At 59.5% G+C, this 23,837-nt stretch carries 20 protein-coding genes and 1 pseudogene; 16 read left to right on the top strand and 5 right to left on the bottom strand.

The genetic code is table 11. The features are described from left to right. Positions 1-35 precede the first annotated feature (35 nt). The 3 genes from AC3IT9_RS05770 (at position 36) to AC3IT9_RS05760 (ending at position 5,150) form a co-directional block, all read left to right on the top strand. Positions 36-2,738 carry a [protein-PII] uridylyltransferase gene (locus AC3IT9_RS05770; RefSeq protein ID WP_353742212.1) on the top strand — a complete coding sequence of 901 codons (2,703 nt, stop codon included), beginning with the start codon at positions 36-38 and terminating at the stop codon, positions 2,736-2,738. Positions 2,739-2,874: 136 nt separating this feature from the next. Further along, on the top strand, positions 2,875-4,074 hold the full coding sequence (dapC, locus tag AC3IT9_RS05765; RefSeq protein ID WP_489272368.1) for a succinyldiaminopimelate transaminase: 1,200 nt from the start codon (positions 2,875-2,877) through the stop codon (positions 4,072-4,074). Positions 4,075-4,355: 281 nt separating this feature from the next. Next, on the top strand, positions 4,356-5,150 hold the full coding sequence (locus AC3IT9_RS05760; RefSeq protein WP_489272366.1) for a M12 family metallopeptidase: 795 nt from the start codon (positions 4,356-4,358) through the stop codon (positions 5,148-5,150). 101 nt (positions 5,151-5,251) lie between these two features. Here the strand turns inward: AC3IT9_RS05760 and AC3IT9_RS05755 are convergent, their stop codons facing one another. Beyond that, positions 5,252-6,883: a Na+/H+ antiporter gene (locus AC3IT9_RS05755; protein WP_489272365.1), complete on the bottom strand. Its 1,632-nt coding sequence runs from the start codon at positions 6,881-6,883 to the stop codon at positions 5,252-5,254. Between the two features lie 259 nt (positions 6,884-7,142). Here AC3IT9_RS05755 and AC3IT9_RS05750 point away from each other — a divergent pair, with 259 nt between their 5' ends. The 4 genes from AC3IT9_RS05750 (at position 7,143) to AC3IT9_RS05735 (ending at position 10,268) form a co-directional block, all read left to right on the top strand. Further along, positions 7,143-7,451: an arsenate reductase gene (locus tag AC3IT9_RS05750; protein WP_263296537.1), complete on the top strand. Its 309-nt coding sequence runs from the start codon at positions 7,143-7,145 to the stop codon at positions 7,449-7,451. Positions 7,452-7,483: 32 nt separating this feature from the next. Beyond that, entirely contained in the window at positions 7,484-8,518 is a 1,035-nt protein-coding gene (gene dapD, locus AC3IT9_RS05745; protein WP_150757296.1) for a 2,3,4,5-tetrahydropyridine-2,6-dicarboxylate N-succinyltransferase, read from the top strand. 143 nt (positions 8,519-8,661) lie between these two features. After that, on the top strand, positions 8,662-9,867 hold the full coding sequence (locus AC3IT9_RS05740; RefSeq protein WP_489272363.1) for an aminotransferase class V-fold PLP-dependent enzyme: 1,206 nt from the start codon (positions 8,662-8,664) through the stop codon (positions 9,865-9,867). Then, on the top strand, positions 9,864-10,268 hold the full coding sequence (locus tag AC3IT9_RS05735) for a SufE family protein (protein ID WP_489272362.1): 405 nt from the start codon (positions 9,864-9,866) through the stop codon (positions 10,266-10,268). The genes AC3IT9_RS05740 and AC3IT9_RS05735 overlap by 4 nt, the downstream gene beginning before the upstream one ends. A gap of 103 nt (positions 10,269-10,371) precedes the next feature. On the opposite strand, the gene tcdA is transcribed toward AC3IT9_RS05735, so the two are convergent. Further along, entirely contained in the window at positions 10,372-11,190 is an 819-nt protein-coding gene (gene tcdA / locus AC3IT9_RS05730) for a tRNA cyclic N6-threonylcarbamoyladenosine(37) synthase TcdA (protein WP_150673043.1), read from the bottom strand. 249 nt (positions 11,191-11,439) lie between these two features. Here tcdA and AC3IT9_RS05725 point away from each other — a divergent pair, with 249 nt between their 5' ends. From AC3IT9_RS05725 to AC3IT9_RS05710, 4 genes are all read left to right on the top strand, one after another. Further along, entirely contained in the window at positions 11,440-14,031 is a 2,592-nt protein-coding gene (locus AC3IT9_RS05725) for a glycosyltransferase (RefSeq protein WP_489272361.1), read from the top strand. A 209-nt stretch (positions 14,032-14,240) separates the two neighbouring features. After that, entirely contained in the window at positions 14,241-15,392 is a 1,152-nt protein-coding gene (dapE, locus tag AC3IT9_RS05720) for a succinyl-diaminopimelate desuccinylase (protein WP_477763894.1), read from the top strand. Next, positions 15,392-16,201 carry a putative RNA methyltransferase gene (locus AC3IT9_RS05715; protein WP_489272360.1) on the top strand — a complete coding sequence of 270 codons (810 nt, stop codon included), beginning with the start codon at positions 15,392-15,394 and terminating at the stop codon, positions 16,199-16,201. Before dapE ends, AC3IT9_RS05715 begins: the two co-directional genes overlap by 1 nt. 75 nt (positions 16,202-16,276) lie before the next feature. Then, complete coding sequence (locus tag AC3IT9_RS05710) at positions 16,277-16,654, top strand: hypothetical protein (protein ID WP_008052800.1); 378 nt, start codon at positions 16,277-16,279, stop codon at positions 16,652-16,654. Positions 16,655-16,743: 89 nt separating this feature from the next. Here the strand turns inward: AC3IT9_RS05710 and AC3IT9_RS05705 are convergent, their stop codons facing one another. Continuing rightward, positions 16,744-16,953 carry a cold shock domain-containing protein gene (locus tag AC3IT9_RS05705; RefSeq protein WP_053159625.1) on the bottom strand — a complete coding sequence of 70 codons (210 nt, stop codon included), beginning with the start codon at positions 16,951-16,953 and terminating at the stop codon, positions 16,744-16,746. 236 nt (positions 16,954-17,189) lie between these two features. Between AC3IT9_RS05705 and plsB the strand changes: the two genes are divergently transcribed. From plsB to AC3IT9_RS05680, 5 genes and pseudogenes are all read left to right on the top strand, one after another. After that, positions 17,190-19,688 carry a glycerol-3-phosphate 1-O-acyltransferase PlsB gene (plsB, locus tag AC3IT9_RS05700; protein ID WP_489272359.1) on the top strand — a complete coding sequence of 833 codons (2,499 nt, stop codon included), beginning with the start codon at positions 17,190-17,192 and terminating at the stop codon, positions 19,686-19,688. Next, positions 19,688-19,822, top strand: a pseudogene (locus AC3IT9_RS05695) (DUF4197 family protein); the annotation flags it as partial. The gene plsB and the pseudogene AC3IT9_RS05695, both read left to right, overlap by 1 nt. A 262-nt stretch (positions 19,823-20,084) precedes the next feature. Next, the gene (locus tag AC3IT9_RS05690) at positions 20,085-20,435 is read left to right on the top strand and encodes a YbaY family lipoprotein (RefSeq protein WP_489272358.1); all 351 of its coding nucleotides are present in this window, start codon (positions 20,085-20,087) and stop codon (positions 20,433-20,435) included. Between the two features lie 458 nt (positions 20,436-20,893). Beyond that, positions 20,894-21,292, top strand: a complete 399-nt coding sequence (locus AC3IT9_RS05685) for a YbaY family lipoprotein (protein WP_489272357.1) — start codon at positions 20,894-20,896, stop codon at positions 21,290-21,292. Between the two features lie 27 nt (positions 21,293-21,319). Then, on the top strand, positions 21,320-22,009 hold the full coding sequence (locus AC3IT9_RS05680) for a DUF4197 domain-containing protein (protein WP_489272356.1): 690 nt from the start codon (positions 21,320-21,322) through the stop codon (positions 22,007-22,009). 45 nt (positions 22,010-22,054) lie between these two features. Here AC3IT9_RS05680 and AC3IT9_RS05675 read toward each other — a convergent pair whose 3' ends face one another. Together AC3IT9_RS05675 and AC3IT9_RS05670 are read right to left on the bottom strand one after the other, a co-directional pair. Continuing rightward, complete coding sequence (locus tag AC3IT9_RS05675; protein ID WP_489272355.1) at positions 22,055-23,401, bottom strand: Fic family protein; 1,347 nt, start codon at positions 23,399-23,401, stop codon at positions 22,055-22,057. A 143-nt stretch (positions 23,402-23,544) separates the two neighbouring features. Continuing rightward, on the bottom strand, positions 23,545-23,826 hold the full coding sequence (locus tag AC3IT9_RS05670; RefSeq protein WP_223458798.1) for a DUF6124 family protein: 282 nt from the start codon (positions 23,824-23,826) through the stop codon (positions 23,545-23,547). Positions 23,827-23,837: the final 11 nt, after the last annotated feature.

The raw sequence follows: 23,837 nt of genomic DNA, 5'->3' as shown, positions 1-23,837 counted from the left end.
CACCGAACCTCGCCTATAGAAAGGAAAGCCAATCGATGCCGCAGGTGGATCCCGAACTCTTCGACCGAGGCCAGTTCCAGGCTGAACTGGCCCTGAAGGCAAGCCCGATCGCGGCCTTCAAGAAGGCGATCCGCCAGGCCCGCGAGGTGCTCGACACGCGCTTTCGCAACGGCCGGGACATTCGCCGGCTGATCGAGGATCGCGCCTGGTTCGTCGATAACATCCTGCAAAAGGCCTGGGAGCAGTTCAGCTGGAGCGAGGACGCCGACATCGCGCTGGTCGCAGTCGGCGGCTACGGCCGTGGCGAATTGCACCCTTATTCCGATATCGACTTGCTGATCCTGCTGGACAGTGCCGACCACGAGGTTTTCCGCGATTCCATCGAGCGTTTTCTGACGCTGCTGTGGGACATCGGCCTGGAGGTCGGTCAGAGCGTTCGCTCGGTCGACGAATGCGCCGTCGAGGCCCGCGCCGACCTGACAGTCGTCACCAACCTGATGGAAAGCCGCACCATCGCCGGCCCCGAGCATCTGCGCCAGCGCATGCTGGACGTCACCAGCACCGGGCACATGTGGCCGAGCAAGGACTTCTTCCTGGCCAAGCGCGCCGAACAAAAGGCCCGCCACCACAAGTACAATGACACCGAATACAACCTGGAACCCAACGTCAAAGGTTCACCCGGCGGCCTGCGGGATATCCAGACGATTCTGTGGGTGGCCCGTCGCGAGTACGGCACCCTGAACCTGCGGGCACTGGCTGGCGAAGGATTCCTGGTCGAGAGTGAAAACGCCCTGCTCGCCTCCTCCCAGGAGTTCCTGTGGAAGGTTCGCTATGCCCTGCACATGCTGGCTGGCCGCTCCGAAGACCGCCTGCTGTTCGATCACCAGCGCACCATTGCCGGGCTGCTGGGCTTCAAAGGCGACGACGCCAAGCAAGCCATCGAAAACTTCATGCAGCAATATTACCGGGTGGTCATGAGCATCGCCCAGCTCAGCGACCTGATCATCCAGCACTTCGAGGAAGTCATCCTCGCACCGGAAGACGAAGCGCCATCGCAGCCAATCAACTCGCGCTTCCAGTTGCATGACGGCTACATTGAGGCACGCAACGACAACGTTTTCCGCCGCACCCCGTTCGCCATGCTCGAAATCTTCGTGCTGATGGCACAGCAGCCGGAAATCAAAGGCGTTCGCGCCGACACCATCCGTTTGCTGCGGGAACACCGTCACCTGATCGACGACGACTTCCGCAACGACATTCGCAATACCAGCCTGTTTATCGAATTGTTCAAATGCAAGATCGGCATCCACCGCAACCTGCGGCGAATGAACCGTTACGGCATTCTTGGGCGTTATCTGCCCGAATTCGGATTCATCGTCGGGCAGATGCAGCACGACCTGTTCCACATCTATACGGTCGATGCCCACACCCTGAACCTGATCAAACACCTGCGTAAGTTGCAGTACACCCAGGTGTCGGAAAAATTCCCGCTGGCCAGCAAGCTCATGGGCAAGCTGCCCAAACCCGAGCTGATTTACATGGCCGGCCTGTACCACGACATAGGCAAAGGCCGGCATGGCGACCACTCGGACATCGGCGCGGTCGATGCCGAGGCGTTTTGCCAGCGCCATCAGCTGCCAGTGTGGGACAGCCGCCTGATCGTGTGGCTGGTGCAAAACCACCTGGTGATGTCGACCACCGCCCAGCGCAAGGATTTGTCCGACCCGCAGGTGATCCACGATTTCGCCCAGATCGTCGGTGACGAAACCCGCCTCGACTACCTGTATGTGCTGACCGTCTCCGACATCAACGCGACCAACCCGACCCTGTGGAACTCCTGGCGCGCCAGCCTGCTGCGCCAGCTCTACACCGAGACCAAGCGCGCCCTGCGTCGCGGCCTGGAAAACCCGGTGGATCGCGAAGAGCAGATCCGCCAGACCCAGAGCGCCGCCCTGGATATCCTGGTGCGCGGCGGCACCGACCCGGACGATGTCGAGCAACTGTGGGCGCAGTTGGGTGATGACTATTTCCTGCGCCACACCGCCGGCGACGTGGCCTGGCACAGTGACGCGATCCTCCAGCAACCGGTCGACGGCGGGCCACTGGTGCTGATCAAGGAAACCACCCAGCGTGAGTTCGAAGGTGGCACGCAGATCTTCATCTATGCCCCGGACCAGCACGACTTCTTTGCCGTGACCGTGGCCGCGATGGACCAGCTCAACCTGAACATTCACGACGCCCGGGTCATCACCTCCAGCAGCCAGTTCACCCTCGACACCTATATCGTGCTCGACACTGACGGCGACTCGATTGGCGATAATCCGGCGCGGGTCAAACAGATCCGCGACGGCCTGACCGAAGCCCTGCGCAACCCGGACGACTACCCGACCATCATCCAGCGCCGAGTGCCACGTCAACTCAAGCATTTCGCCTTTGCGCCACAGGTGACGATCCACAACGATGCCCAGCGCCCGGTGACGGTGCTGGAACTCACGGCGCCCGATCGCCCGGGCCTGCTGGCGCGGATTGGCACGATATTCCTGGAGTTCGATCTGTCGCTGCAGAACGCCAAGATCGCCACCCTCGGCGAGCGCGTGGAAGACGTGTTCTTCATCACCGACGCCAATAATCAGCCGTTGTCCGACCCGCTGCTGTGCAGCCGCCTGCAGGATGCGATCGTCGAACAACTGAGCGTCAACCAGGAACCCGATATCAAACTGTCGCGCATCAGCATCTGAACTAAACAATTTTCCCCTGTGGGAGCGGGCTTGCTCGCGAAAGCGGTGTGTCAGTAAACACACACTTCACTGATACACCGCTTTCGCGAGCAAGTCGGATCGCCGCACCGCTGCTCCCACATTGAACGAGGCCACCATGAACAACGCTCTGTCCCAGCTCCAGCCCTACCCGTTCGAGAAACTCCGCGCCCTGCTCGGCAGCGTGACGCCAAACCCGGACAAGCGCCCGATCGCGCTGTCCATCGGCGAGCCGAAACACCGTTCGCCAAGCTTTGTCGCCGAGGCCCTGGCCAGCAATCTGGAAAAAATGGCTGTGTACCCGACCACACTCGGTATCCCGGAGCTGCGTGAAGCCATCGCGGCATGGTGCGAGCGTCGCTTCGACGTCCCCAAGGGCTGGATCGACCCGGCGCGCAACGTGCTGCCGGTCAACGGTACCCGCGAGGCGCTGTTCGCCTTCACCCAGACCGTGGTCAACCGTGGCGATGACGCGCTGGTGGTCAGCCCGAACCCGTTCTACCAGATCTACGAAGGCGCCGCGTTCCTCGCCGGGGCCAAGCCGCATTACCTGCCATGCCTGGACGAAAACGGCTTCAACCCGGATTTCGACGCCGTGTCGCCGGACACCTGGAAACGCTGCCAGATCCTGTTCCTGTGCTCGCCAGGCAACCCGACCGGCGCATTGATTCCGGTGGAAACCCTGAAAAAGCTGATCGCCCTGGCCGATGAGTTCGACTTCGTGATTGCGGCCGATGAGTGCTACAGCGAGCTGTACTTCGACGAACAAACCCCGCCGCCGGGCCTGCTCAGCGCTTGCGTGGAACTGGGTCGCAAGGACTTCAAGCGCTGCGTGGTGTTCCACAGCCTGTCCAAGCGTTCGAACTTGCCAGGCCTGCGTTCAGGTTTTGTTGCCGGTGACGCCGACATCCTCAAGGGCTTCCTGCTCTACCGTACCTACCACGGCTGCGCGATGCCGGTTCAAACCCAGCTGGCCAGCGTTGCTGCGTGGAATGACGAAGTGCACGTTCGCGCCAACCGTGCGCTGTATCGCGAGAAGTTCGATGCGGTGCTGGAAATCCTCAGCCCGGTCATGGACGTACAGCGGCCGGATGGCAGCTTCTACCTGTGGCCGAACGTGGCCGGTGACGACGCAGTGTTCTGCCGCGACCTGTTCGAGCAGGAGCACGTGACCGTGGTACCAGGCTCTTACCTGTCCCGCGATGTTGATGGTTTAAATCCAGGCGCGGGTCGAGTACGCATGGCACTGGTTGCGCCATTATCCGAGTGCGTTGAAGCGGCAGAACGTATTCGCGACTTCATCACTCGCCGCAACTGACACTAACAAGGCCTGTACTGTGCAACGCAGTACAGGCCGCCCACCGGCAACAACATCTAACAAGCAGCAACTTTACAGCGCGGCTTTCATTTAAATATTCTCCAACTCCAAACCAATTCATTGACCAAATTAAAACTTCGAGAAGGCGAGTGATAACACCACACTCAAAATCTTGAAAAGTCATATCAAAAAATCTTTACACCCCAATAATGAGCAAATAAAAAACCAACAAACCGGTTTTTCATCAAACCACAACCGATAAAAGGTATGGACCGCCCCCTATGAAAAATGGAATTTGCAGCATCGTTAAAAGCATTGATCCCGTTGCCTCTTATGAGGCCGCAATCAATGAGCGCAGTGACAATGTAAAACGCAGCAACTCCAGACGCACGAAAAGAAGCGTTGCTTTCCATACGCGTTTTTGGGAGCCCGGGCGCACCCTGAAAATTGCGACATATGACACGGACCAAAAAACCGTCGACATCGTAAAAAACATTGCCAGCCAATGGCTAGAGCACGCCAACTTAAAATTTGAATTCATACCAGGTGCGACAGGTGATATTCGCTTGAAGATCGAGGAAAGTGAAGACCGGTTTTCTTATTCCTTGCTCGGCACAGACTCTTTGAAATACCTCCCTGAAGAACCAACCATGCGCATAAGTTTATCCCTGGAAGACGACGAATTCGAAGGGACTGTCCTGCATGAATTTGGTCACGCACTGGGACTTCATCATGAACACCAGCATCCAGACGCAACCATTCCATGGGATTTGGATAAAATCTACGACTGGTATGAAAAAGAATACAACTTTGACCGCAAGAGTGTTGATTCCGATGTCCTGCCGCTTCCTTACTATTCAAATGTCACCTACAGTGATTACGACCCCCTATCAATTATGCATTACGAGATAGATGGCGAAGTCACCATAGACAATTGGGAGCAAGCTAGAAATCGTACGTTGAGCGAAAAAGACAAGGAGACAATTCGCAAAATTTACCCTCACAAAACTATATTCACGATATTTTCAGAACTACTTAACCATCTGAAAGCGCCATTGACCGGCAATTCTCGCTAGAACGTAAGGTTTTCAAACCACCGCTTTCAGATCCAGTTCGTCTCAGCAATTCCTCGGTATACACCGCTATACAACAATGAAAAAAATCCAGTAGTGTTTAATTACTTAACCACCCCAAGCTTCGCCTCACTCAGATCCAGTTCCCCCAACACCTCACGCAACACGTCATCACCAATCTGGTGATGACGACTGAGGCTATACAACTCCAGGCGTTGCGCCCGCAGCGCCTTCAAGTGCAAGCGCCGTTCCAGCAAGTCCATCTGAAACGCCAAGGCCTGGGCTTCAGCGGAATCGTTGAACACCTCCAATTGATGCCGATACTCGGACATGATCCGCGCCTTGAGTTCAGCGGCCAGCGCGGATTGGGCGGCGTCCTGTGGGTTGACCTCTTCTGTCTCAAGCGCATGAATGGCCGCCTCGGCGGTTTTGCGCCAGGCGTCGCGCACTTCGTTGCGCCGCTTGTCGTCCGGGCTGGCTTCGATGCCACGCAACAAAAGTGGCAGCGCGATGCAGGCCGCAATCAACGACAGCAGAATCACCCCGGCGGCGATGAATATCAGCAGGTCGCGCTCGGGAAACGCACCGCCCCCAATGAGCATCGGCACCGACATCACACCCGCCAGCGTCACGGCCCCGCGCACGCCGCCGACGGTCAACAACCAGCAGGATCGCGCCGTCGGTACCTGGGTCACTTCACCCTTGCCGCGCAAGCGCCGCAGCAGTACCGACAACCGCCAAATGCTCTGCACCCAGACGAACCGCAAAGCCAGCAGCACCAGGAAAATCGCCACCACGTCCAGCCCGCGATACAGCAACGTCGGCCATAGCGAAGTTTCGTGACTGGCCACCGCCTTGATGATGTCCGGCAACTGCAAACCCAACAGCAGGAAGATCAAACCGTTGAAGGCGAACTCCAGCAATGACCAGACGCTACGGTTGAGCAAGCGTGTGTTGGTCTGGCGCGGCAGCAGGTCGAGCCAGCTCTGCATCATTCCCGCCGCCACTGCCGAGAGGATGCCCGACACGTCCATGCGCTCGGCCAGCACGTAGGCCGCAAACGGCAGCAGCAACATGAACACCACGTGCGTCGCCGGATCATCCCAGCCACGCGCAATCATCCACGCCCGCAAACGGCCGACCAGCCAGCTCAAGGCCACCCCAATGGCCAGACCACCCACGGCGACCATCACGAACGTCAGGCTGGCATTGGCCAGTGAAAAAACACCGGTCACCGCCGCCACCAGCGCAAACTTGAACGTCACCAGGCCCGAGGCGTCGTTCATCAGCGCCTCGCCCTGCAAAATGTGCATCAACGGGATCGGCAGTCGATTGCGGGAAATGGCCGACACCGCCACCGCATCCGTTGGCGACAGCACGGCCGCCAGGGCGAACGCCACCGGCAAGGGCACACTGGGAAGCAACCAATGAATGAAATAGCCGGCGCCGACCACGGTAAACAGCACCAACCCCACTGCCAGGGTCAGGATCGGGCCGCGCAGGTGCCAGAATTCGCGCTTGGGCATGCGCCAGCCGTCGGAGAACAACAGTGGCGGCAGGAACAGAAACAGAAACAGTTCGGGATCAAGGGTTATATGGAGGCCCAGTGTCGGCCAGGCAAGCAAGGCCCCAGCGGCAATCTGCACCAACGGCAACGGCAGCGGTACCACCCGTCCGATCAGACGCGAAACGCCGACCAGCATCAACAGGATCAGGACGGTGTAGGCGGTTTGCATAAAGCGTGGTTCCCGGACAATCGACAGCATCGAAGTGCCATATTAGCCGCTTAGACTACCGGTGGCCCTTGCACATATGTCGCACCCGGACCGCGCCAATCCCTGTGGGAGCGAGCTCGCTCCCACAGGTTTTGCGTTTTAACTCAATGCCCATGGCATAATCCGTCACCTTTATATTTACGGCACCTGCAAGGGGGGCAATTCCTTGACCGTTTCAAGCAAAACGTTGCACCTTTTCGGCATCAAAGCCTGCGACACCATGAAAAAGGCGCGCACCTGGCTCGATGAACACGCTGCCAGCTATGACTTTCATGATTACAAAGCGGTCGGAATCGACCGTGAACACCTGACCCAATGGTGCAACGAGCACGGCTGGGAAGTGGTGTTGAACCGTGCAGGCACGACCTTTCGCAAACTCGACGACGAACGCAAAGCCGATCTCGACCAGACGAAAGCCATCGAACTGATGCTCGCACAACCCTCGATGATCAAGCGCCCGGTGCTCGATCTCGGTGACCGAACCCTGATTGGCTTCAAGCCAGATATCTACGCGGCCGCGCTCAAGTAAGCAGCCCGTTCAATTTTGTTAGAGGTATACACATGTCCACTACCCTGTTCAGCCTGGCCTTCGGCGTCGGCACTCAAAACCGTCAAGGCGCATGGCTGGAAGTGTTCTACGCCGCCCCGGTACTCAAGCCATCGGCTGAAATCCTCGCCGCTATCGCACCGATCCTGGGCTACACCGAAGGCAATCAGGCCATCGCGTTCAGCACCGCCCAGGCCTCGCAACTGGCTGAAGCGCTGAAAAGCGTCGACGCTGCCCAGGCTGCCCTGCTGACCCGCCTGGCCGAGAGCCACAAGCCGCTGGTTGCCACCTTGCTGGCTGAAGACGCCCAGTTGTCGTCCACCCCTGAGGCCTACCTCAAGCTGCACCTGCTGAGCCATCGCCTGGTCAAGCCCCACGGCCTGAACCTGGCCGGGATCTTCCCGCTGCTGCCAAACGTGGCCTGGACCAGCCAGGGCGCGGTCGACCTGAGCGAACTGGCCGAACTGCAACTCGAAGCCCGTCTGCGCGGCGAGCTGCTGGAAGTGTTCTCGGTGGACAAGTTCCCGAAAATGACCGACTACGTGGTTCCGGCTGGCGTGCGTATCGCTGACGCTGCGCGTCTGCGACTGGGTGCTTACGTGGGCGAAGGCACCACCGTGATGCACGAAGGTTTCATCAACTTCAACGCCGGCACCGAAGGCCCGGGCATGATCGAAGGCCGCGTATCCGCTGGCGTCTTCGTCGGCAAGGGTTCGGACCTGGGCGGCGGCTGCTCGACCATGGGCACCCTGTCGGGTGGCGGCAACATTGTGATCAAGGTCGGCGAAGGCTGCCTGATCGGCGCCAACGCCGGTATCGGTATCCCGTTGGGCGACCGCAACACCGTCGAGTCGGGCCTGTACGTGACCGCTGGCACCAAAGTTGCGCTGCTGGACGAAAACAATCAGCTGGTCAAAGTGGTCAAGGCCCGTGAACTGGCCGGCCAGCCGGACCTGCTGTTCCGTCGCAATTCGGAGACCGGTGCCGTGGAATGCAAAACCCACAAATCGGCCATCGAACTGAACGAAGCGCTGCACGCTCACAACTAAGTGCCGCAGGCACCTGTGGGAGCGACGGTGCGACGATTCGCCTTGCTCGCGATGCTTTTTGGCGCCCTTGCGGACGCCATCGCGAGCAAGCTCGCTCCCACAAGGTCCGGTGTACATCCGCCCAAGTTCACAGGGCTGAACACATGATGATTCTCTCTCCCTGGCGTGCCGATTTTCCGGCCATCGCCGCCCTGCAACGGCAAGACCAGACCTATCTGGACAACGCCGCCACCACGCAAAAACCTCAAGCCCTGCTCGATGCCCTGGCGCATTACTACGCCAACGGCGCGGCCAACGTGCATCGGGCGCAGCATTTGCCCGGCGCCCACGCCACCCAGGCGTTCGAGGACAGCCGCCGCAAAGTCGCACAATGGCTCAATGCTGGCGATTGCGGGCAGATCATCTTTACCCACGGCGCGACGTCCGCGCTGAATCTCCTGGCCTACGGCCTGGAACATCTTTTCAATCCGGGCGACGAAATTGTCATCAGCGCCCTGGAGCATCACGCCAACCTGCTGCCGTGGCAGCAACTGGCGCACCGTCGCGAGCTGAAATTGGTGATCCTGCCGCTGGATGCCGACGGCGTGATCGACCTTGAAGCCGCCACCGGCTTGATCGGCCCACGCACGCGTCTGTTGGCCGTCAGTCAACTGTCCAACGTGATTGGCGCGTGGCAGCCGCTGCCTGAATTACTGGCACTGGCAAAGGCGCACAATGCCCTGACCGTGATCGACGGCGCCCAGGGCGTGGTCCATGGCCGCCACGACGTGCAAGCGCTGGGCTGCGACTTCTATGTATTTTCCAGCCACAAGCTCTACGGCCCCGATGGATTGGGCGTGCTGTTCGGGCGCAATACAGCGTTGCAGCAGCTGCGTCCCTGGCAGTTCGGCGGTGAAATGGTGCTCGATGCCAATTACCACGACGCACGCTTTCGCCCGGCACCGCTGGGTTTCGAGGCAGGGACGCCGCCGATTGCCAGTGTGATCGGCCTGGGAGCGACCCTGGATTACCTCGCCGGGCTCGATCATGACGCCGTGTCCCTCCATGAAGCGGCGCTGCATGCCTGTCTGCTCAGGGGCCTGGAAGCGCGCAACGGCATTCGCCTGCTGGGCAAGCCACAAGTGGCACTGGCCAGTTTCACCGTCGAGGGTGTGCATAACTCCGATCTTGCGCATTTGCTGACCGAACAAGGGATCGCGGTGCGTGCCGGCCATCACTGCGCCATGCCGCTGCTCAAGCGCTTCGAACTGGCCGGGGCGATTCGGGTGTCGTTGGCGCTGTACAACGATTCCGAAGACCTGGAGCGGTTCTTTGAAGCCCTGGATCAGGCGCTGGAGCTATTGCGATGAACCTGCCTGCCGATGCCGTGGTGGCACTCGAGACCTTTCAGAAAGCGGCCGGCTGGGAACAACGCGCACGCCTGCTGATGCAATGGGGCGAGCGCCTGCCGGCCTTGAGTGATGCGCAGATGTGCGATGCCAATCGGGTGCACGGCTGTGAAAGCCAGGTGTGGCTGATGGGTGAGTTGCGCGATGGCCATTGGCGATTCAGCGCCAATAGCGACGCGCGGTTGATTCGCGGGTTAGTGGCGTTGCTGCTGGCGCGGGTCAACGGGTTGTCCGCGGCTGAGCTGCAACAGGTGGATTTGCCGGACTGGTTCAATCAGCTTGGACTGGGGCGGCAGTTGTCCGAGTCTCGTAGCAATGGTTTGAATGCAGTGCTACAGCGGATGCGGGAGTTGGCTCTATAAAGGGGCTGCTTCGCAGCCCATCGCGAGCAGGCTCGCTCCTACAGGATCACCGAAATCCCTGTGGGAGCGAGCCTGCTCGCGATGGGGCCATCAGCCTTACAGATCAGGCCTGCGGCTTGACCCGCTCCGCCGGCCGCCGCACACCCGCCACGATCTTGTCCACAGCCTTGGTCGCCGCGACCATGCCGAACGTCGCCGTCACCATCATCACTGCGCCAAACCCGCCGGCACAGTCGAGCTTCACCCCATCACCGACAAAACTCTTCTGCAAACAAATGCTGCCATCCGGTTTCGGGTAGCGCAGTTGCTCGGTGGAAAACACGCACGGCACGCTGTAATGGCGGGTCACGGTGCGTGAGAAGCCGTAGTCGCGGCGCAGTGTGGAGCGCACTTTCGACGCCAACGGATCGTTGAACGTGCGATTGAGGTCGCAGACCTGGATCAACGTCGGGTCAATCTGCCCGCCCGCGCCGCCGGTGGTGATGATCTGGATCTTGCGCCGCTTGCACCAGGCGATCAGCGCGGCCTTGGCGTTGACGCTGTCGATGCAGTCGATCACGCAGTCGATGTTCGGCGTGATGTACTCGGCCATGGTGTCGCGGGTGACGAAGTCAGGCACCGCGTGCACCGTGCAGTCCGGATTGATCCCGCGCAGACGCTCGGCCATCACCTCGACCTTGGGCTTGCCCACCGTGCTGTCCAGCGCATGCAGTTGACGGTTGACGTTGCTCACGCAGACGTCATCCAGGTCGAACAGCGAAATCTCGCCCACCCCACAGCGAGCCATGGCTTCCGCCGCCCAGGAACCGACACCACCGACACCAACGATCGCCACATGGGCAGCCCGCAGTCGCTCCAGCCCTTCGATGCCATACAAGCGGGCGATGCCGGCAAACCGCGGATCTTCTGTACTCATGACCATTACCTAAAAAACCGGCGCGTATTATACGGCCAGACGGTAACAAGTCCTACACAGAGCGGCGACATAGCCTACAAATCGATGGCGATAAGCCCTACAGCAAAAATGACAGAACTTTAGCGAATACAGATTGCCCAACGTCCGGCATTTCCCTGTCCGCTGTACGGTCAGAGAACCGCCGGTGTAGGATGCGCGCCCTTTACGGCCGCCGACCGTCCCCTCGTTCCACAGCCTTTGGAACCCGAAATAGCTATGTCATCGCGTAAATTTGGACTCAACCTGGTCGTGGTGCTCGCCATCGCTGCCTTGTTTACCGGCTTCTGGGCGCTGATCAACCGCCCGGTCACCGCCCCCAACTGGCCTGAACAGATCTCCGGCTTCTCGTACTCGCCATTCCAGCAGGGCCAGTTCCCGCAGAAAGACCAGTACCCGACCGACGATCAAATGCGTCGCGACCTGGAGATCATGAGCAAGCTGACGGACAACATCCGCATCTACTCGGTCGATGGCACCCTGCAGAACATCCCGAAACTGGCGGAAGAGTTCGGCTTGCGGGTGACCCTGGGGATCTGGATCAGCCCGGACCAGGAACGCAACGAACGGGAAATCACCCGCGCCATTGAAATCGCCAACTCCTCGCGCAGCGTGGTTCGCGTGGTGGTCGGCAACGAGGCCATTTACCGCAAGGAAATCACCGCCCAGGAACTCAGCGTCATGCTCGATCGCGTGCGTGCTGCCGTGAAAGTGCCGGTGACCACGTCCGAACAGTGGCACGTGTGGGAAGAACACCCGGAACTGGCCAGGCACGTCGACCTGATCGCCGCGCACATCCTGCCTTACTGGGAGTTCGTCCCGATGGACAAGGCCGGGCAGTTCGTCCTCGACCGCGCCCGCGACCTGAAAAAGATGTTCCCGAAAAAACCACTGCTGCTGTCCGAGGTGGGCTGGCCGAGCAACGGCCGCATGCGCGGTGGCGCCGATGCCTCCCCGGCGGACCAGGCGATCTACCTGCGAACCCTGGTCAACAAGCTCAACCGCCAGGGTTTCAACTACTTCGTGATCGAAGCGTTCGACCAGCCGTGGAAAGCCAGCGACGAAGGTTCCGTCGGCGCCTATTGGGGCGTGTTCAACGCCGCGCGCCAGCAGAAGTTCAACTTCGAAGGCCCGGTGGTAGCGATTCCGCAATGGCGCGTGTTGGCCATTGGTTCGGTGGTATTGGCGCTGTTGTCGCTGACCCTGCTGATGATCGACGGCTCGGCCCTGCGCCAGCGTGGCCGTACCTTCCTGACCTTCATTGCGTTCCTGTGCGGTTCGGTGCTGGTGTGGATCGGTTACGACTACAGCCAGCAATACAGCACCTGGTTCAGCCTGACGGTGGGCTTTTTGCTCGCCCTCGGTGCGCTCGGGGTGTTTATCGTGCTGCTGACCGAAGCCCATGAACTGGCCGAAGCAGTGTGGGTGCACAAGCGCCGGCGCGAGTTCCTGCCGGTCGAAGGCGACTCCAGCTATCGCCCGAAAGTGTCGATTCACGTGCCTTGCTACAACGAGCCGCCGGAGATGGTCAAACAGACCCTCAACGCCCTGGCCAACCTCGACTATCCGGACTTCGAAGTCCTGATCATCGACAACAACACCAAGGACCCGGCGGTCTGGGAACCGGTGCGCGATTATTGCGAAACCCTCGGCCCGCGCTTCAAGTTCTTCCACGTGGCACCGCTGGCCGGCTTCAAGGGCGGCGCGCTGAACTACCTGATCCCGCACACCGCCAAGGATGCCGAAGTGATCGCGGTGATCGACTCCGATTACTGCGTGCACCCGAACTGGCTCAAGCACATGGTGCCGCACTTCGCCGACCCGAAAATCGCCGTGGTGCAGTCGCCGCAGGATTACCGCGACCAGAACGAAAGCACCTTCAAGAAGCTCTGCTACGCGGAATACAAGGGTTTCTTCCACATCGGCATGGTCACCCGCAACGACCGTGACGCGATCATCCAGCACGGCACCATGACCATGACCCGTCGCTCGGTGCTCGAAGAACTGGGCTGGGCCGACTGGTGCATCTGTGAGGACGCCGAACTGGGTCTGCGGGTATTCGAAAAAGGCCTGTCGGCGGCGTATTACCACACCAGCTACGGCAAAGGCCTGATGCCCGATACCTTTATCGACTTCAAGAAACAGCGTTTCCGCTGGGCCTACGGCGCGATTCAGATCATCAAGCGCCACACCGCCAGCCTGCTGCGCGGCAAGGACACCGAGCTGACCCGTGGCCAGCGTTACCACTTCCTCGCTGGCTGGTTGCCGTGGGTGGCGGACGGCATGAACATCTTCTTCACCGTTGGCGCGCTGTTGTGGTCGGCGGCGATGATCATCGTGCCGCAACGGGTCGATCCGCCGCTGCTGATTTTCGCAATCCCGCCATTGGCGCTGTTCGTGTTCAAGGTCGCCAAGATCATCTTCCTCTACCGTCGTGCGGTCGGAGTGAACCTGAAGGACGCCTTCTGCGCGGCGCTGGCCGGTCTGGCGCTGTCCCACACCATCGCCAAAGCGGTGTTGTACGGCTTCTTCACCAGCAGCATTCCGTTCTTCCGCACGCCGAAGAATGCCGATAACCACGGCTTCTGGGTGGCGATTTCGGAAGCCCGGGAAGAGATGTTCATCATGTTGCTGTTGTGGGGCGCTGCCTTGGGGATCTTCCTGGTGAACGGCATGCCGAGCAACGACATGCGCTTCTGGGTGACCATGCTGCTGGTGCAGTCGCTGCCGTACCTGGCGGCGTTGATCATGGCGTTCCTGTCGTCGCTGCCGAAACCGACCGCCGAGCCTGAAACGGCACCTGTCGTCTAAATCTGCGCGGATGCACTAAACGGCGGCCAATGGTCGCCGTTTTGCTTTAAGATAAGCGCCATTTTGCGGGGCTTGGCTTAGGGCCAGACCCAATACCTGTGGGAGCGAGCCTGCTCGCGATGAGGCCGTCACATTCAACCATTATGTTGACAGTGACATTGCTATCGCGAGCAGGCTCGCTCCCACATTTACAGCTTCCGGAGTTTTCCATGACGGCCCACGCCGACCTTTCGCCGACCCTCCAACTCGCCATCGACCTGATCCGCCGTCCGTCCGTGACGCCGATCGACGCCGATTGCCAGAAGCAGATGATGCAGCGCCTGGGCGATGCCGGTTTCACCCTGGAACCGATGCGCATCGAAGATGTGGATAACTTCTGGGCCACCCATGGCCAGGACGACGGTCCGGTGCTGTGCTTCGCCGGCCACACCGACGTGGTCCCGACCGGCCCGGTGACGGCCTGGCAGATCGAACCGTTCAACGCGCTGATCGACGAACACGGCATGCTCTGCGGCCGTGGCGCCGCCGACATGAAAGGCAGCCTCGCCGCCATGACCGTCGCCTCCGAGCGTTTTGTCGCCGACTACCCGAATCACAAGGGCAAAGTCGCCTTCCTGATCACCAGCGACGAAGAAGGCCCGGCGCACCACGGCACCAAGGCCGTGGTCGAACGCCTCGCCGCGCGCAAGGAACGTCTGGACTGGTGCATCGTCGGCGAACCGTCGAGCACCACCCTGGTGGGTGACGTGGTCAAGAACGGCCGTCGCGGCTCCCTTGGCGCCAAGCTGACCGTGCACGGTGTGCAGGGCCACGTGGCCTACCCGCACCTGGCGAAGAACCCGATCCACCTCGCTGCCCCGGCCCTGGCCGAACTGGCTGCCGAGCACTGGGATCACGGTAACGATTTCTTCCCGCCGACCAGTTTCCAGATCTCCAACGTCAATTCCGGCACCGGCGCGACCAACGTGATCCCCGGTGACCTGGTGGCGGTGTTCAACTTCCGCTTCTCCACCGAGTCCACCGTCGAAGGCCTGCAAAAGCGCGTCGCCGACATCCTCGACAAGCATGGCCTGGACTGGCACATCGACTGGGCGCTGTCCGGCCTGCCGTTCCTCACCGAACCGGGCGCGCTGCTCGACGCGGTGTCGGCGAGCATCAAGGACATCACCGGTCGTGAAACCAAGGCGTCCACCAGCGGTGGTACCTCCGACGGCCGCTTCATCGCGACCATGGGTACCCAAGTGGTTGAGCTGGGCCCGGTCAACGCGACCATCCACCAGGTCAACGAACGCGTGCTGGCCGCCGATCTCGACGTGCTGACCGAGATCTACTACCAGACCCTGATCAAGTTGCTCGCCTGATGCTTGCGTGCCCGATCTGCAGTGAGCCGCTGAATGCGGTGGACAACGGCGTGGCCTGCCCCGCCGGGCATCGTTTCGACCGCGCGCGCCAGGGTTACTTGAACCTGCTGCCGGTGCAGCACAAGAACAGCCGCGACCCTGGGGATAACCAGGCGATGGTCGAAGCCCGCCGCGACTTTTTGAATGCCGGGCACTACGCCCCGGTGGCCAAGCGTCTGGCGGAGCTGGCTGCTGGTTATGCACCGCAGCACTGGCTGGACATCGGTTGTGGCGAGGGTTACTACACCGCGCAAATCGCCGAAGCCCTGCCGGATGCCGAAGGTTATGCCCTGGACATCTCCCGCGAAGCGGTCAAACGCGCCTGCAAACGCAACCCGCAGCTCACCTGGTTGATCGCCAGCATGGCACGAGTTCCACTGGCGCCAGGCAGCTGTCAGTTCCTCGCCAGTGTCTTCAGCCCCCTGGATTGGGAAGAAGCCAAGCGCCTGCTCAGCCCCGGCGGCGGCCTGATGAAGGTCGGGCCTACCAGCGGCCACCTGATGGAACTGCGTGAGCGGCTGTACGACGAAGTCCGCGAGTACATTGACGACAAGCATCTGGACCTGGTACCGAAAGGCATGGCGCTGGCGCACAGCGAGACGTTGACGTTCAAGCTGACGCTGGACAAGCCGCAGGACCGCGCCAACCTGCTGGCGATGACGCCCCATGGCTGGCGTGCCAGCGCCGAGCGCCGGACAGCGGTTATCGAACAGGCCGAGCCGTTCGAGACCACCGTATCAATGCGCTACGATTATTTCGTTCTTCAATAACTTTTGGTTCCGGGCGAGTGCCCGAGACCGGCTAAATCCGCGAATGGATTTTTCAGACCCGCAGTGAGGACATCCATGCGCCAACCCGATATCGAGATTTACCTGAAAGACGCCGACGTCGACCACAAGGCCATTTCCGCCTGGCTCGGTGCGGCATTGGGCCCGTGCACCGATTGGGTCCAGAAGGGCCAAACCTACAAGTGCAAGGCCGGCAACGTGCCAGTGACCTGGCTGCCAAAAGCCGTCGGCAAGTGGAACAGCCTGTACCTGGAAAGCGACCAGACCCCGTGGGACGACGACATCGCCTGCGCCCGCGCCGCGTTTGCCGCGCTGAACGTGGAAGTGCGTTGCGCACCGGGCACCTGGGTCGAGGAAGAAGGTGAAGAGACCGCCGATCGCTGGATTCGCATCAGCGTCGATGGTGAAGAAGAGATCACCTGGAAAACAGCTTAACAACTGATTTGGGTATGCCTCAAATGGCCTGCCCAAAGAAGGTCCACTGTGGGAGCGAGCCTGCTCGCTCCCACAGTGGTTTTGTGTGATTACAGACCTACAACATCCTCAGCCTGCAACCCCTTCTGCCCTTCCACCACCGCGTATTCAACCTGCTGGCCCTCGGCCAATGAACGGTGGCCTTCACCGCGAATCGCGCGGTAGTGCACGAATACGTCCACCCCGTCCTCGCGCTGAATGAAGCCGTAGCCCTTGGCGTCGTTGAACCACTTCACATTGCCGGTTTCGCGTGTTGCCATTTGTTCATACTCCCTTTTTATTATTGATTGGGCTTTTCGCAGGAAAGCCTCGGGAACGTCAGCCTGCGCATACCGGTCCCATGAGGGCAACGGCGACAGAGCGCCGAGTATATGACAGACGTTAAAACTCTCAACAGGAGTTTACTTCCGCGCTTTTTTGCCGATTTTCGACGAATCCGGCACACTATCGGCCGCCCGAGCATTTGCTTGGTTTTATTCACTCACGCAGAAGCCGTATGACCCGCTCCCCGTTCCGCCGTCTTGTGTTTGGCACCCTGCGCCGACTGTTGTACCTCTGGGTTCGCTCCGAGACGATCAACCAGTCGTCGTTCACCCTCAACCTCGACCGCAGTCGTCCGGTGTTCTACGTCCTGCAAAACCCTTCGCTGACCGACCTCGCCGTGGTCGACACCGAGTGCAGCAAGGCCGGCCTGCCACGCCCGGTGCTGCCGGTGTCGGTGGGCAACCTGCTGGAGCCTGCCGCGTTCTTCTACCTGACGCCGGACCCGGACTGGCTCGGCCGCCAGGACAAGCGCGGCGCACCGCCGACACTGACCCGCCTGGTCAGCGCCCTGAGCCAGAACGCCGCCGAAGACGCGCAGATCATTCCGGTCAGCGTGTTCTGGGGCCAGTCGCCAGACAGCGAAAACAGCCCATGGAAACTCCTGTTCGCCGACAGCTGGGCCGTTACCGGGCGCCTGCGGCGCTTGCTGAGCGTCATCGTGCTGGGACGCAAGACCCGCGTGCAGTTCTCCGCGCCGATCCACCTGCGCGAACTGATCGAACACGACAAAGGCCACGAGCGCACCGTGCGCATGGCCCAGCGCATCCTGCGGGTGCACTTTCGCAACCTGAAGGCCGCGGTGATCGGCCCGGACATTTCCCACCGCCGCAATCTGGTCAAAGGCTTGCTCAACCAGCCACAGGTCAAACAAGCGATCCTCGACGAAGCCGAGCGCGAGAACATCTCGCCGGAGAAAGCCAAAGCCCAGGCGCTGCGCTACGGTAACGAAATCGCCTCGGACTACACCTACACTGCGATCCGTTTTATGGAAGTGGTGCTGAGCTGGTTCTGGAACAAGATCTACGACGGCATCAAGGTCAACCACATCGAGGGCGTGCAGAAGGTCGCCCAGGGTCACGAAGTGATCTACGTGCCGTGCCACCGCAGCCACATCGACTATCTGCTGCTGTCCTATCTACTGTTCCGCAACGGCCTGACCCCTCCGCACATTGCCGCGGGCATCAACCTGAACATGCCCGTGATCGGCGGCCTGCTGCGTCGCGGCGGCGCGTTTTTCATGCGCCGCACGTTCAAGGGCAACCCGCTGTACACCTCGGTGTTCAACGAATACCTGCACACCCTGTTCACCAAGGGTTTCCCGGTGGAATATTTCGTCGAGGGTGGCCGCTCGCGCACCGGGCGCATGCTGCAACCGAAGACCGGGATGCTGGCGATCACCCTGCGCAGCTTCCTGCGCTCATCACGCATGCCCATCGTGTTCGTGCCGGTGTACATCGGCTACGAGCGCGTATTGGAAGGTCGAACCTATCTTGGCGAGTTGCGCGGTGCGGCCAAGAAGAAAGAGTCGATCTTCGATATTTTCAAAGTCATCGGCGCGCTCAAACAGCGCTTCGGCCAGGTGGCGGTGAACTTCGGCGAGCCGATCAAACTGGCGGAATTCCTCGACGGCGAACAGCCGGACTGGCGCCAACAGGAACTCGGCCCGCAATTCAGACCCGCCTGGCTCAACGAAACCACCAATCGTCTTGGCGAGAAAGTCGCCCGGCATCTGAACGAAGCGGCGGCGATCAACCCGGTCAACCTGGTGGCACTGGCGCTGCTGTCGACCACCCGACTAGCGCTGGATGACCGGGCTATGGCGCGGGTGCTGGACCTGTACCTGGCGCTGCTGCGCAAGGTGCCGTACTCGCCGCACACCACCCTGCCGGAAGGCGATGGCCGGGCGCTGATCGAGCACGTGAAGGACATGGACCTGCTGTCCGAGCAGAGCGATGCGTTGGGCAAGATCCTGTACCTGGACGAGCAGAACGCCGTCCTGATGACCTACTACCGCAACAACGTGCTGCACATCTTCGCCCTGCCGGCGCTATTGGCAAGCTTCTTCCAGAGCGCTTCGCGCATGAGCCGCGAACAGATCCTGCGCTACACCCGCGCGCTGTACCCGTACCTGCAAGCGGAGCTGTTCATTCGCTGGTCGCTGGACGAACTGGATGCGGTGATCGATCAATGGCTGGAGGCGTTCGTCGAGCAAGGCCTGCTGCGTTTCGAAAACGACGTGTACCTGCGTCCGGCGCCAAGCTCGCGGCATTTCGTGTTGCTGACACTGCTGTCGAAAAGCATCGCCCAGACTTTGCAGCGCTTCTACATGACCGTGTCCCTGCTGCTCAACAGTGGCCAGAACAGCATCAGCGCCGAAGAGCTGGAGGACTTGTGCACGGTCATGGCCCAGCGCCTGTCGATCCTGCATGGCCTGAACGCCCCCGAATTCTTCGACAAAAGCCTGTTCCGCCACTTCATCCAGACCATGCTCGACCTCGACGTGCTCAAACGTGATGAAGCGGGCAAGCTGAGCTATCACGAACTGCTCGGTGAACTGGCTGAAGGTGCGGCCAAACGGGTGTTGCCAGCGGAGATTCGCTTGTCGATTCGGCAGGTGGCGTTGCATCGGAGTGAGGATGCGGCGGAGCAGAACATCAACAGCCTCCGGTAAACATCGGAAACTACGTCACCGAACAGGCCTTTAGCGGCTTATTTGAAATGATCGGTAAACAGGAAGAAACCATCCGCCAGAACCCGGCGGCTGCGGCGACCAGCCTGGCGCAGAAGATATTTGGGACGTTGTAATTTTTAGCTGACGGCAACACCAGAGAAGCCCCCTGAACCTGTGAAGGCCAGCGGTTTTTTTTGCGTTACATCGCAGTGAAGATGCGGCGGAGTTGGTGACGCCACTATGCCCCTCGAGTATTTGGCAGAAGTAAGAACATTTCTCCCAGATCAAACCCGCTCTTCGTCCCAGATTGCAGGAATTGCCCTACATAAAAATCTTGGTATCGATTCTACGGTTAGCACTCGTCAATACCGACGGTTCTTTGAAAGGGAAATCAAAATGAATAGCGAAAAAGAAATTACCGGCAACGTGATTTATCTCGAAAAAGTTGGCCTTCTGCCTGGCTCGACCCTCCATGTCAGCTTAGTGGATGTCACTCAGCCAAATGCTCTAAAAACACTGGCTACAGAGATCTATTCCAATGTGAATCAAGATGCCATGGACTACACATTGAGTTGCGAGCTTGCAAAACTGCAGTACGGGCACACCTACTCCATCAGTGCAAGCATCCTCTATGAAGACCAAGTGGTCTTCACCTCCACGGAACATGCCCCGCTGGATTTGAGCGCGGAGTTTTTGTGGGTCAAAGATGTGGTGGTGAGCATCGTTAGTGTTTCGCCAGGCGCATAACCGGCAGTTTTGCTGAAATTGTCGTTGGCGCCGCCCGTCCCCAGGTGCCAACGACAACCCGTGTCCAACACGGCCTGAGTTGGACACGCCGGTCATTGGACAATTGATGCGACGAAAACAGCAATAGCACCTGAAACCTGACATTTTCCTGATAATTGACGGAAAGCATGGATATTTCCGTTTTATTCACACTACAAACCAATTGCCCAAGAAGATACCGACATCTTCTTGAGTCCCGTGGACTGCATTGCAGTCGAAAAAAACTGGATGCCCTGGACTGGTTAACCCGCCGATTCAAAGTTGTCTGTGACGCTGGTTGAAAAGACTATCGACGAAAACGGCCTGGTAACACCCAACATCCGGACTTGAAGTATCGCTGGATGGTAAAGTTTTTTATCTGCAAACTGGCGAATGTCGGCGCCGATCTTCTTCAAACGCCAATGACAAGGATCCGCTTCATGAAAAAACTCTCCGTACTCGGACTTGCTGTCTTGCTAAGCGCCTGTCAATCCATGCAATCTGCTCCGAAGGCCAGCCTCGACGGCGAAGTCTTTTACCTGCAACGCAGCGCCCTGCCCCCCACCGCCATCCTGAGCGTGAGCTTGCAGGACGTGTCCCTGGCCGACGCGCCGGCAGTGGTCATCGACGAACAGAAGTCTCAGGTCAAAGGTCAGGTGCCCCTGCCATTCCATCTGAGTTACGATCCGGCCCTGGTCAAACCGGGTCATCGCTACTCCGTCAGCGCGCGTATTGAAGTTGACGGCAAGTTGCTGTTCATCACCACCGAACATCATGCCGTGCAGCTCGACGACAAAGACCCGCAGCCCCTGAAAATCCGCGTCGACGCCGTCCGCTAAATTCATCCTTCGAACAAGGAAGCTCTCATGCTCCGCCCTACACTTCGCTTTGCTGGCCTGTGCGCAGGCTTGATGATCTCCGCCAGCGCCCTGGCGCTGTCCCTCAGCGACTTGTCGCAGAAAGACGCCACCGGCGGGCTCAAGGACGCGCTGACCCAAGGCGCACAACTGGCCGTAAAACAACTCGGCACCCCGGGTGGTTTCAGCAACGACCCGGACGTGAAAATCGAACTGCCGGGCAAGCTGGGCAAGGTCGCGAGCAAGATGAAACAGTTCGGCATGGGCGACCAGGTCGATGAACTGGAAGCCAGCATGAACAAAGCGGCCGAAACCGCCGTGACCCAGGCCCAGCCAATCCTCGTCGATGCCGTGAAGAAAATGACCGTGGAAGATGCCAAGGGCATCCTCAGCGGCGGCAACGACTCGGCCACTCAGTACCTGAACAAGACCAGCCGCGAACAGATCCGTGCCAGGTTCCTGCCCATCGTCAAGCAAGCCACTGACAAGGTTGGCCTGGCCCAGCAGTACAACTCGTTCGCCGGACAAGCGGCGACCATGGGCGTAGTGGATGCGAAGAATGCCAACGTCGAAAACTACGTCACCGAGCAGGCGTTGAATGGCTTGTTCGAGATGATCGGCAAACAGGAAGAAACCATCCGCCAGAACCCGGCGGCTGCGGCGACCAGTTTGGCGAAGAAGGTGTTTGGCACGCTCTGAGCCGCGATACAAACCCTGTGGGAGCAGGCTTGCTCCCACAAAGGTTCAGACCGCTGATACGGGCCTTAGAAAGAACACCCACTCGCGCCCCATCTTGCGTTTCTCGAACAGCTTCAACGCGACCAGCCCATTTAGCGTGGCTGATGCTGTGTTGTAGGAACAACCCAGATTCTCCTTCACATTGACCGCCGTGAACTCCTTGGCCATTCCGCTTCTGGCCACTTGAAACAACGCCCGCTGTTTCTCGGTGAGCTGGTCGAGAAAACCACTTTCACGCAACCAGCAATCAAATTGCTGCGCATCGTCCAGACTTTTCCGATACGTCCCGGTAAAACTGCCCACAGCCCGCAACACCACCGAACACTGGAAATCGATGAAGTACGTCAGATCCAGGTCATCCGCCTCGGTATTCAAATACGACCGCCCGTACTTCAACGGTGCATTGCGCAACAAAACACTGATGGCGATGTAGCGAAATGCCGAGAAGTCATTTTTGAACATGAACCAGTAAAACAACGCGCGCGCTACCCGACCGTTACCGTCGCGAAAGGGATGCTCGTAACCCAAGACAAAATGCAGCGCGATGGCTTTGATCAATGGATGAAGGTAGTCCGCTTGATGAGGGTTGTTGTGGGGTTGGTTGATCCACTTGGCCAGCACCTGCAAACGTGACACGAGCCCTGTTGCAGGCGGTGGCGAATGTACGGTGTTGCCCTCGCCATCCTGGACTACGACGTCATCGTTGGCCCTGAACGCTCCTGGCGAGTACTGCGAATCGTCGATTCCCTCGACGCCAACTCGATGCATGGCTGCAATCAGTTCAAGGCTCAGTGGCTCGTAACGCTGCTCCCAGGCGAAGTTCATCATCTTGAAGTTACCGATGACCATTCGCTCATCCGGCGTGCGCGGCGAACGATGGCGCTTAAGCATGTCCTTGGCCACCCGCATCGTGGTGGCCGCACCTTCGAGCTGGCTGCTGCTGATGGCCTCGTCTTCGATCAGATCATTGAGCAGATAGCTGAAATGAGCACGCTCGCCGATCTGGCCGGTCATGTATTCCAGCACTGCGGTTGTCGCCTGACGATCCACTACGGAAATGGCTTTTTGCGCCTGCGGCGTCAGCATGAATTTCAGCCAGCACGCCGGTTCACCCAATGGCAAAAGGTTCGAATACTGTGCAGTCCGCGCTTTCTTGACCAAGGCCCAGCACAGGTTCGAATCCAGTCCAGGTGCCCAGCGGTAGCGCAATGAATCGAACGGCAGGTAACGCCCCTGATCGTCCAGGGGCTTGAGCAAAGCGAGGTATTGCGAAAGGCGTTCCTTGTGGGGCGATCGCAACAGCCGATCAAACACCGGATCGGACCGCCCCCTCAATGTGGGTGGATTTTTCATGGCGCTGTCTCAAACATGCGTGAAACTGGGTCCTGAGTACAACACCTGAGCTTTTTAGCCTCAATATCAGACGGGTCCGAGATCAATGTAGGAACAATGAAGGCCCGCTGGTTGGTACAGGTTCAGCGGGCTTCTTCCCTTGGCTATTGCTGCGGATCCAGCTGATCGAGGACGCGGTTCACTGATAGCTGCGCCAGAACAATCATCTGCTGAATGCCGAGTGCAAGATTGCAGGTTGGGCCGCTCAGGATGGACGACAGTTCGGTTGCCATCACATTCGCTGAGGCAAGGGTTTCGTAGGCATGGACTAGGAGAGTTTCGGAATTGACGCCTGGGCGGATGGTGAAAATTGGGCAGGGGCGGTATGAAGTTCTCGTTTGCTTTTCGGATTCGGAGGCAGAGTAATCAGGACTGTCATTGATCATTGCGAAGCTCC

The organism is Pseudomonas sp. KH_046_1 (genome assembly GCF_057839025.1).
This window is presented reverse-complemented; position numbering and strand designations above follow the sequence as displayed.

Excerpts from the sequence above, each read along its gene's own strand:
- AC3IT9_RS05690 (WP_489272358.1), top strand. The coding sequence starts at position 20,085 with ATGAATAGCGAAAAAGAAATTACCGGCAACGTGATTTATCTCGAAAAA.
- AC3IT9_RS05715 (WP_489272360.1), top strand. The coding sequence starts at position 15,392 with ATGCTTGCGTGCCCGATCTGCAGTGAGCCGCTGAATGCGGTGGACAAC.
- tcdA (WP_150673043.1), bottom strand. The coding sequence starts at position 11,190 with ATGGTCATGAGTACAGAAGATCCGCGGTTTGCCGGCATCGCCCGCTTG.
- AC3IT9_RS05750 (WP_263296537.1), top strand. The coding sequence starts at position 7,143 with ATGAAAAAGGCGCGCACCTGGCTCGATGAACACGCTGCCAGCTATGAC.
- AC3IT9_RS05670 (WP_223458798.1), bottom strand. The coding sequence starts at position 23,826 with ATGATCAATGACAGTCCTGATTACTCTGCCTCCGAATCCGAAAAGCAA.
- dapD (WP_150757296.1), top strand. The coding sequence starts at position 7,484 with ATGTCCACTACCCTGTTCAGCCTGGCCTTCGGCGTCGGCACTCAAAAC.
- dapE (WP_477763894.1), top strand. The coding sequence starts at position 14,241 with ATGACGGCCCACGCCGACCTTTCGCCGACCCTCCAACTCGCCATCGAC.
- AC3IT9_RS05680 (WP_489272356.1), top strand. The coding sequence starts at position 21,320 with ATGCTCCGCCCTACACTTCGCTTTGCTGGCCTGTGCGCAGGCTTGATG.
- AC3IT9_RS05760 (WP_489272366.1), top strand. The coding sequence starts at position 4,356 with ATGAAAAATGGAATTTGCAGCATCGTTAAAAGCATTGATCCCGTTGCC.
- AC3IT9_RS05710 (WP_008052800.1), top strand. The coding sequence starts at position 16,277 with ATGCGCCAACCCGATATCGAGATTTACCTGAAAGACGCCGACGTCGAC.
- AC3IT9_RS05755 (WP_489272365.1), bottom strand. The coding sequence starts at position 6,883 with ATGCAAACCGCCTACACCGTCCTGATCCTGTTGATGCTGGTCGGCGTT.
- AC3IT9_RS05675 (WP_489272355.1), bottom strand. The coding sequence starts at position 23,401 with ATGAAAAATCCACCCACATTGAGGGGGCGGTCCGATCCGGTGTTTGAT.
- AC3IT9_RS05735 (WP_489272362.1), top strand. The coding sequence starts at position 9,864 with ATGAACCTGCCTGCCGATGCCGTGGTGGCACTCGAGACCTTTCAGAAA.
- AC3IT9_RS05725 (WP_489272361.1), top strand. The coding sequence starts at position 11,440 with ATGTCATCGCGTAAATTTGGACTCAACCTGGTCGTGGTGCTCGCCATC.
- dapC (WP_489272368.1), top strand. The coding sequence starts at position 2,875 with ATGAACAACGCTCTGTCCCAGCTCCAGCCCTACCCGTTCGAGAAACTC.
- AC3IT9_RS05685 (WP_489272357.1), top strand. The coding sequence starts at position 20,894 with ATGAAAAAACTCTCCGTACTCGGACTTGCTGTCTTGCTAAGCGCCTGT.
- AC3IT9_RS05705 (WP_053159625.1), bottom strand. The coding sequence starts at position 16,953 with ATGGCAACACGCGAAACCGGCAATGTGAAGTGGTTCAACGACGCCAAG.
- AC3IT9_RS05740 (WP_489272363.1), top strand. The coding sequence starts at position 8,662 with ATGATGATTCTCTCTCCCTGGCGTGCCGATTTTCCGGCCATCGCCGCC.
- plsB (WP_489272359.1), top strand. The coding sequence starts at position 17,190 with ATGACCCGCTCCCCGTTCCGCCGTCTTGTGTTTGGCACCCTGCGCCGA.
- AC3IT9_RS05770 (WP_353742212.1), top strand. The coding sequence starts at position 36 with ATGCCGCAGGTGGATCCCGAACTCTTCGACCGAGGCCAGTTCCAGGCT.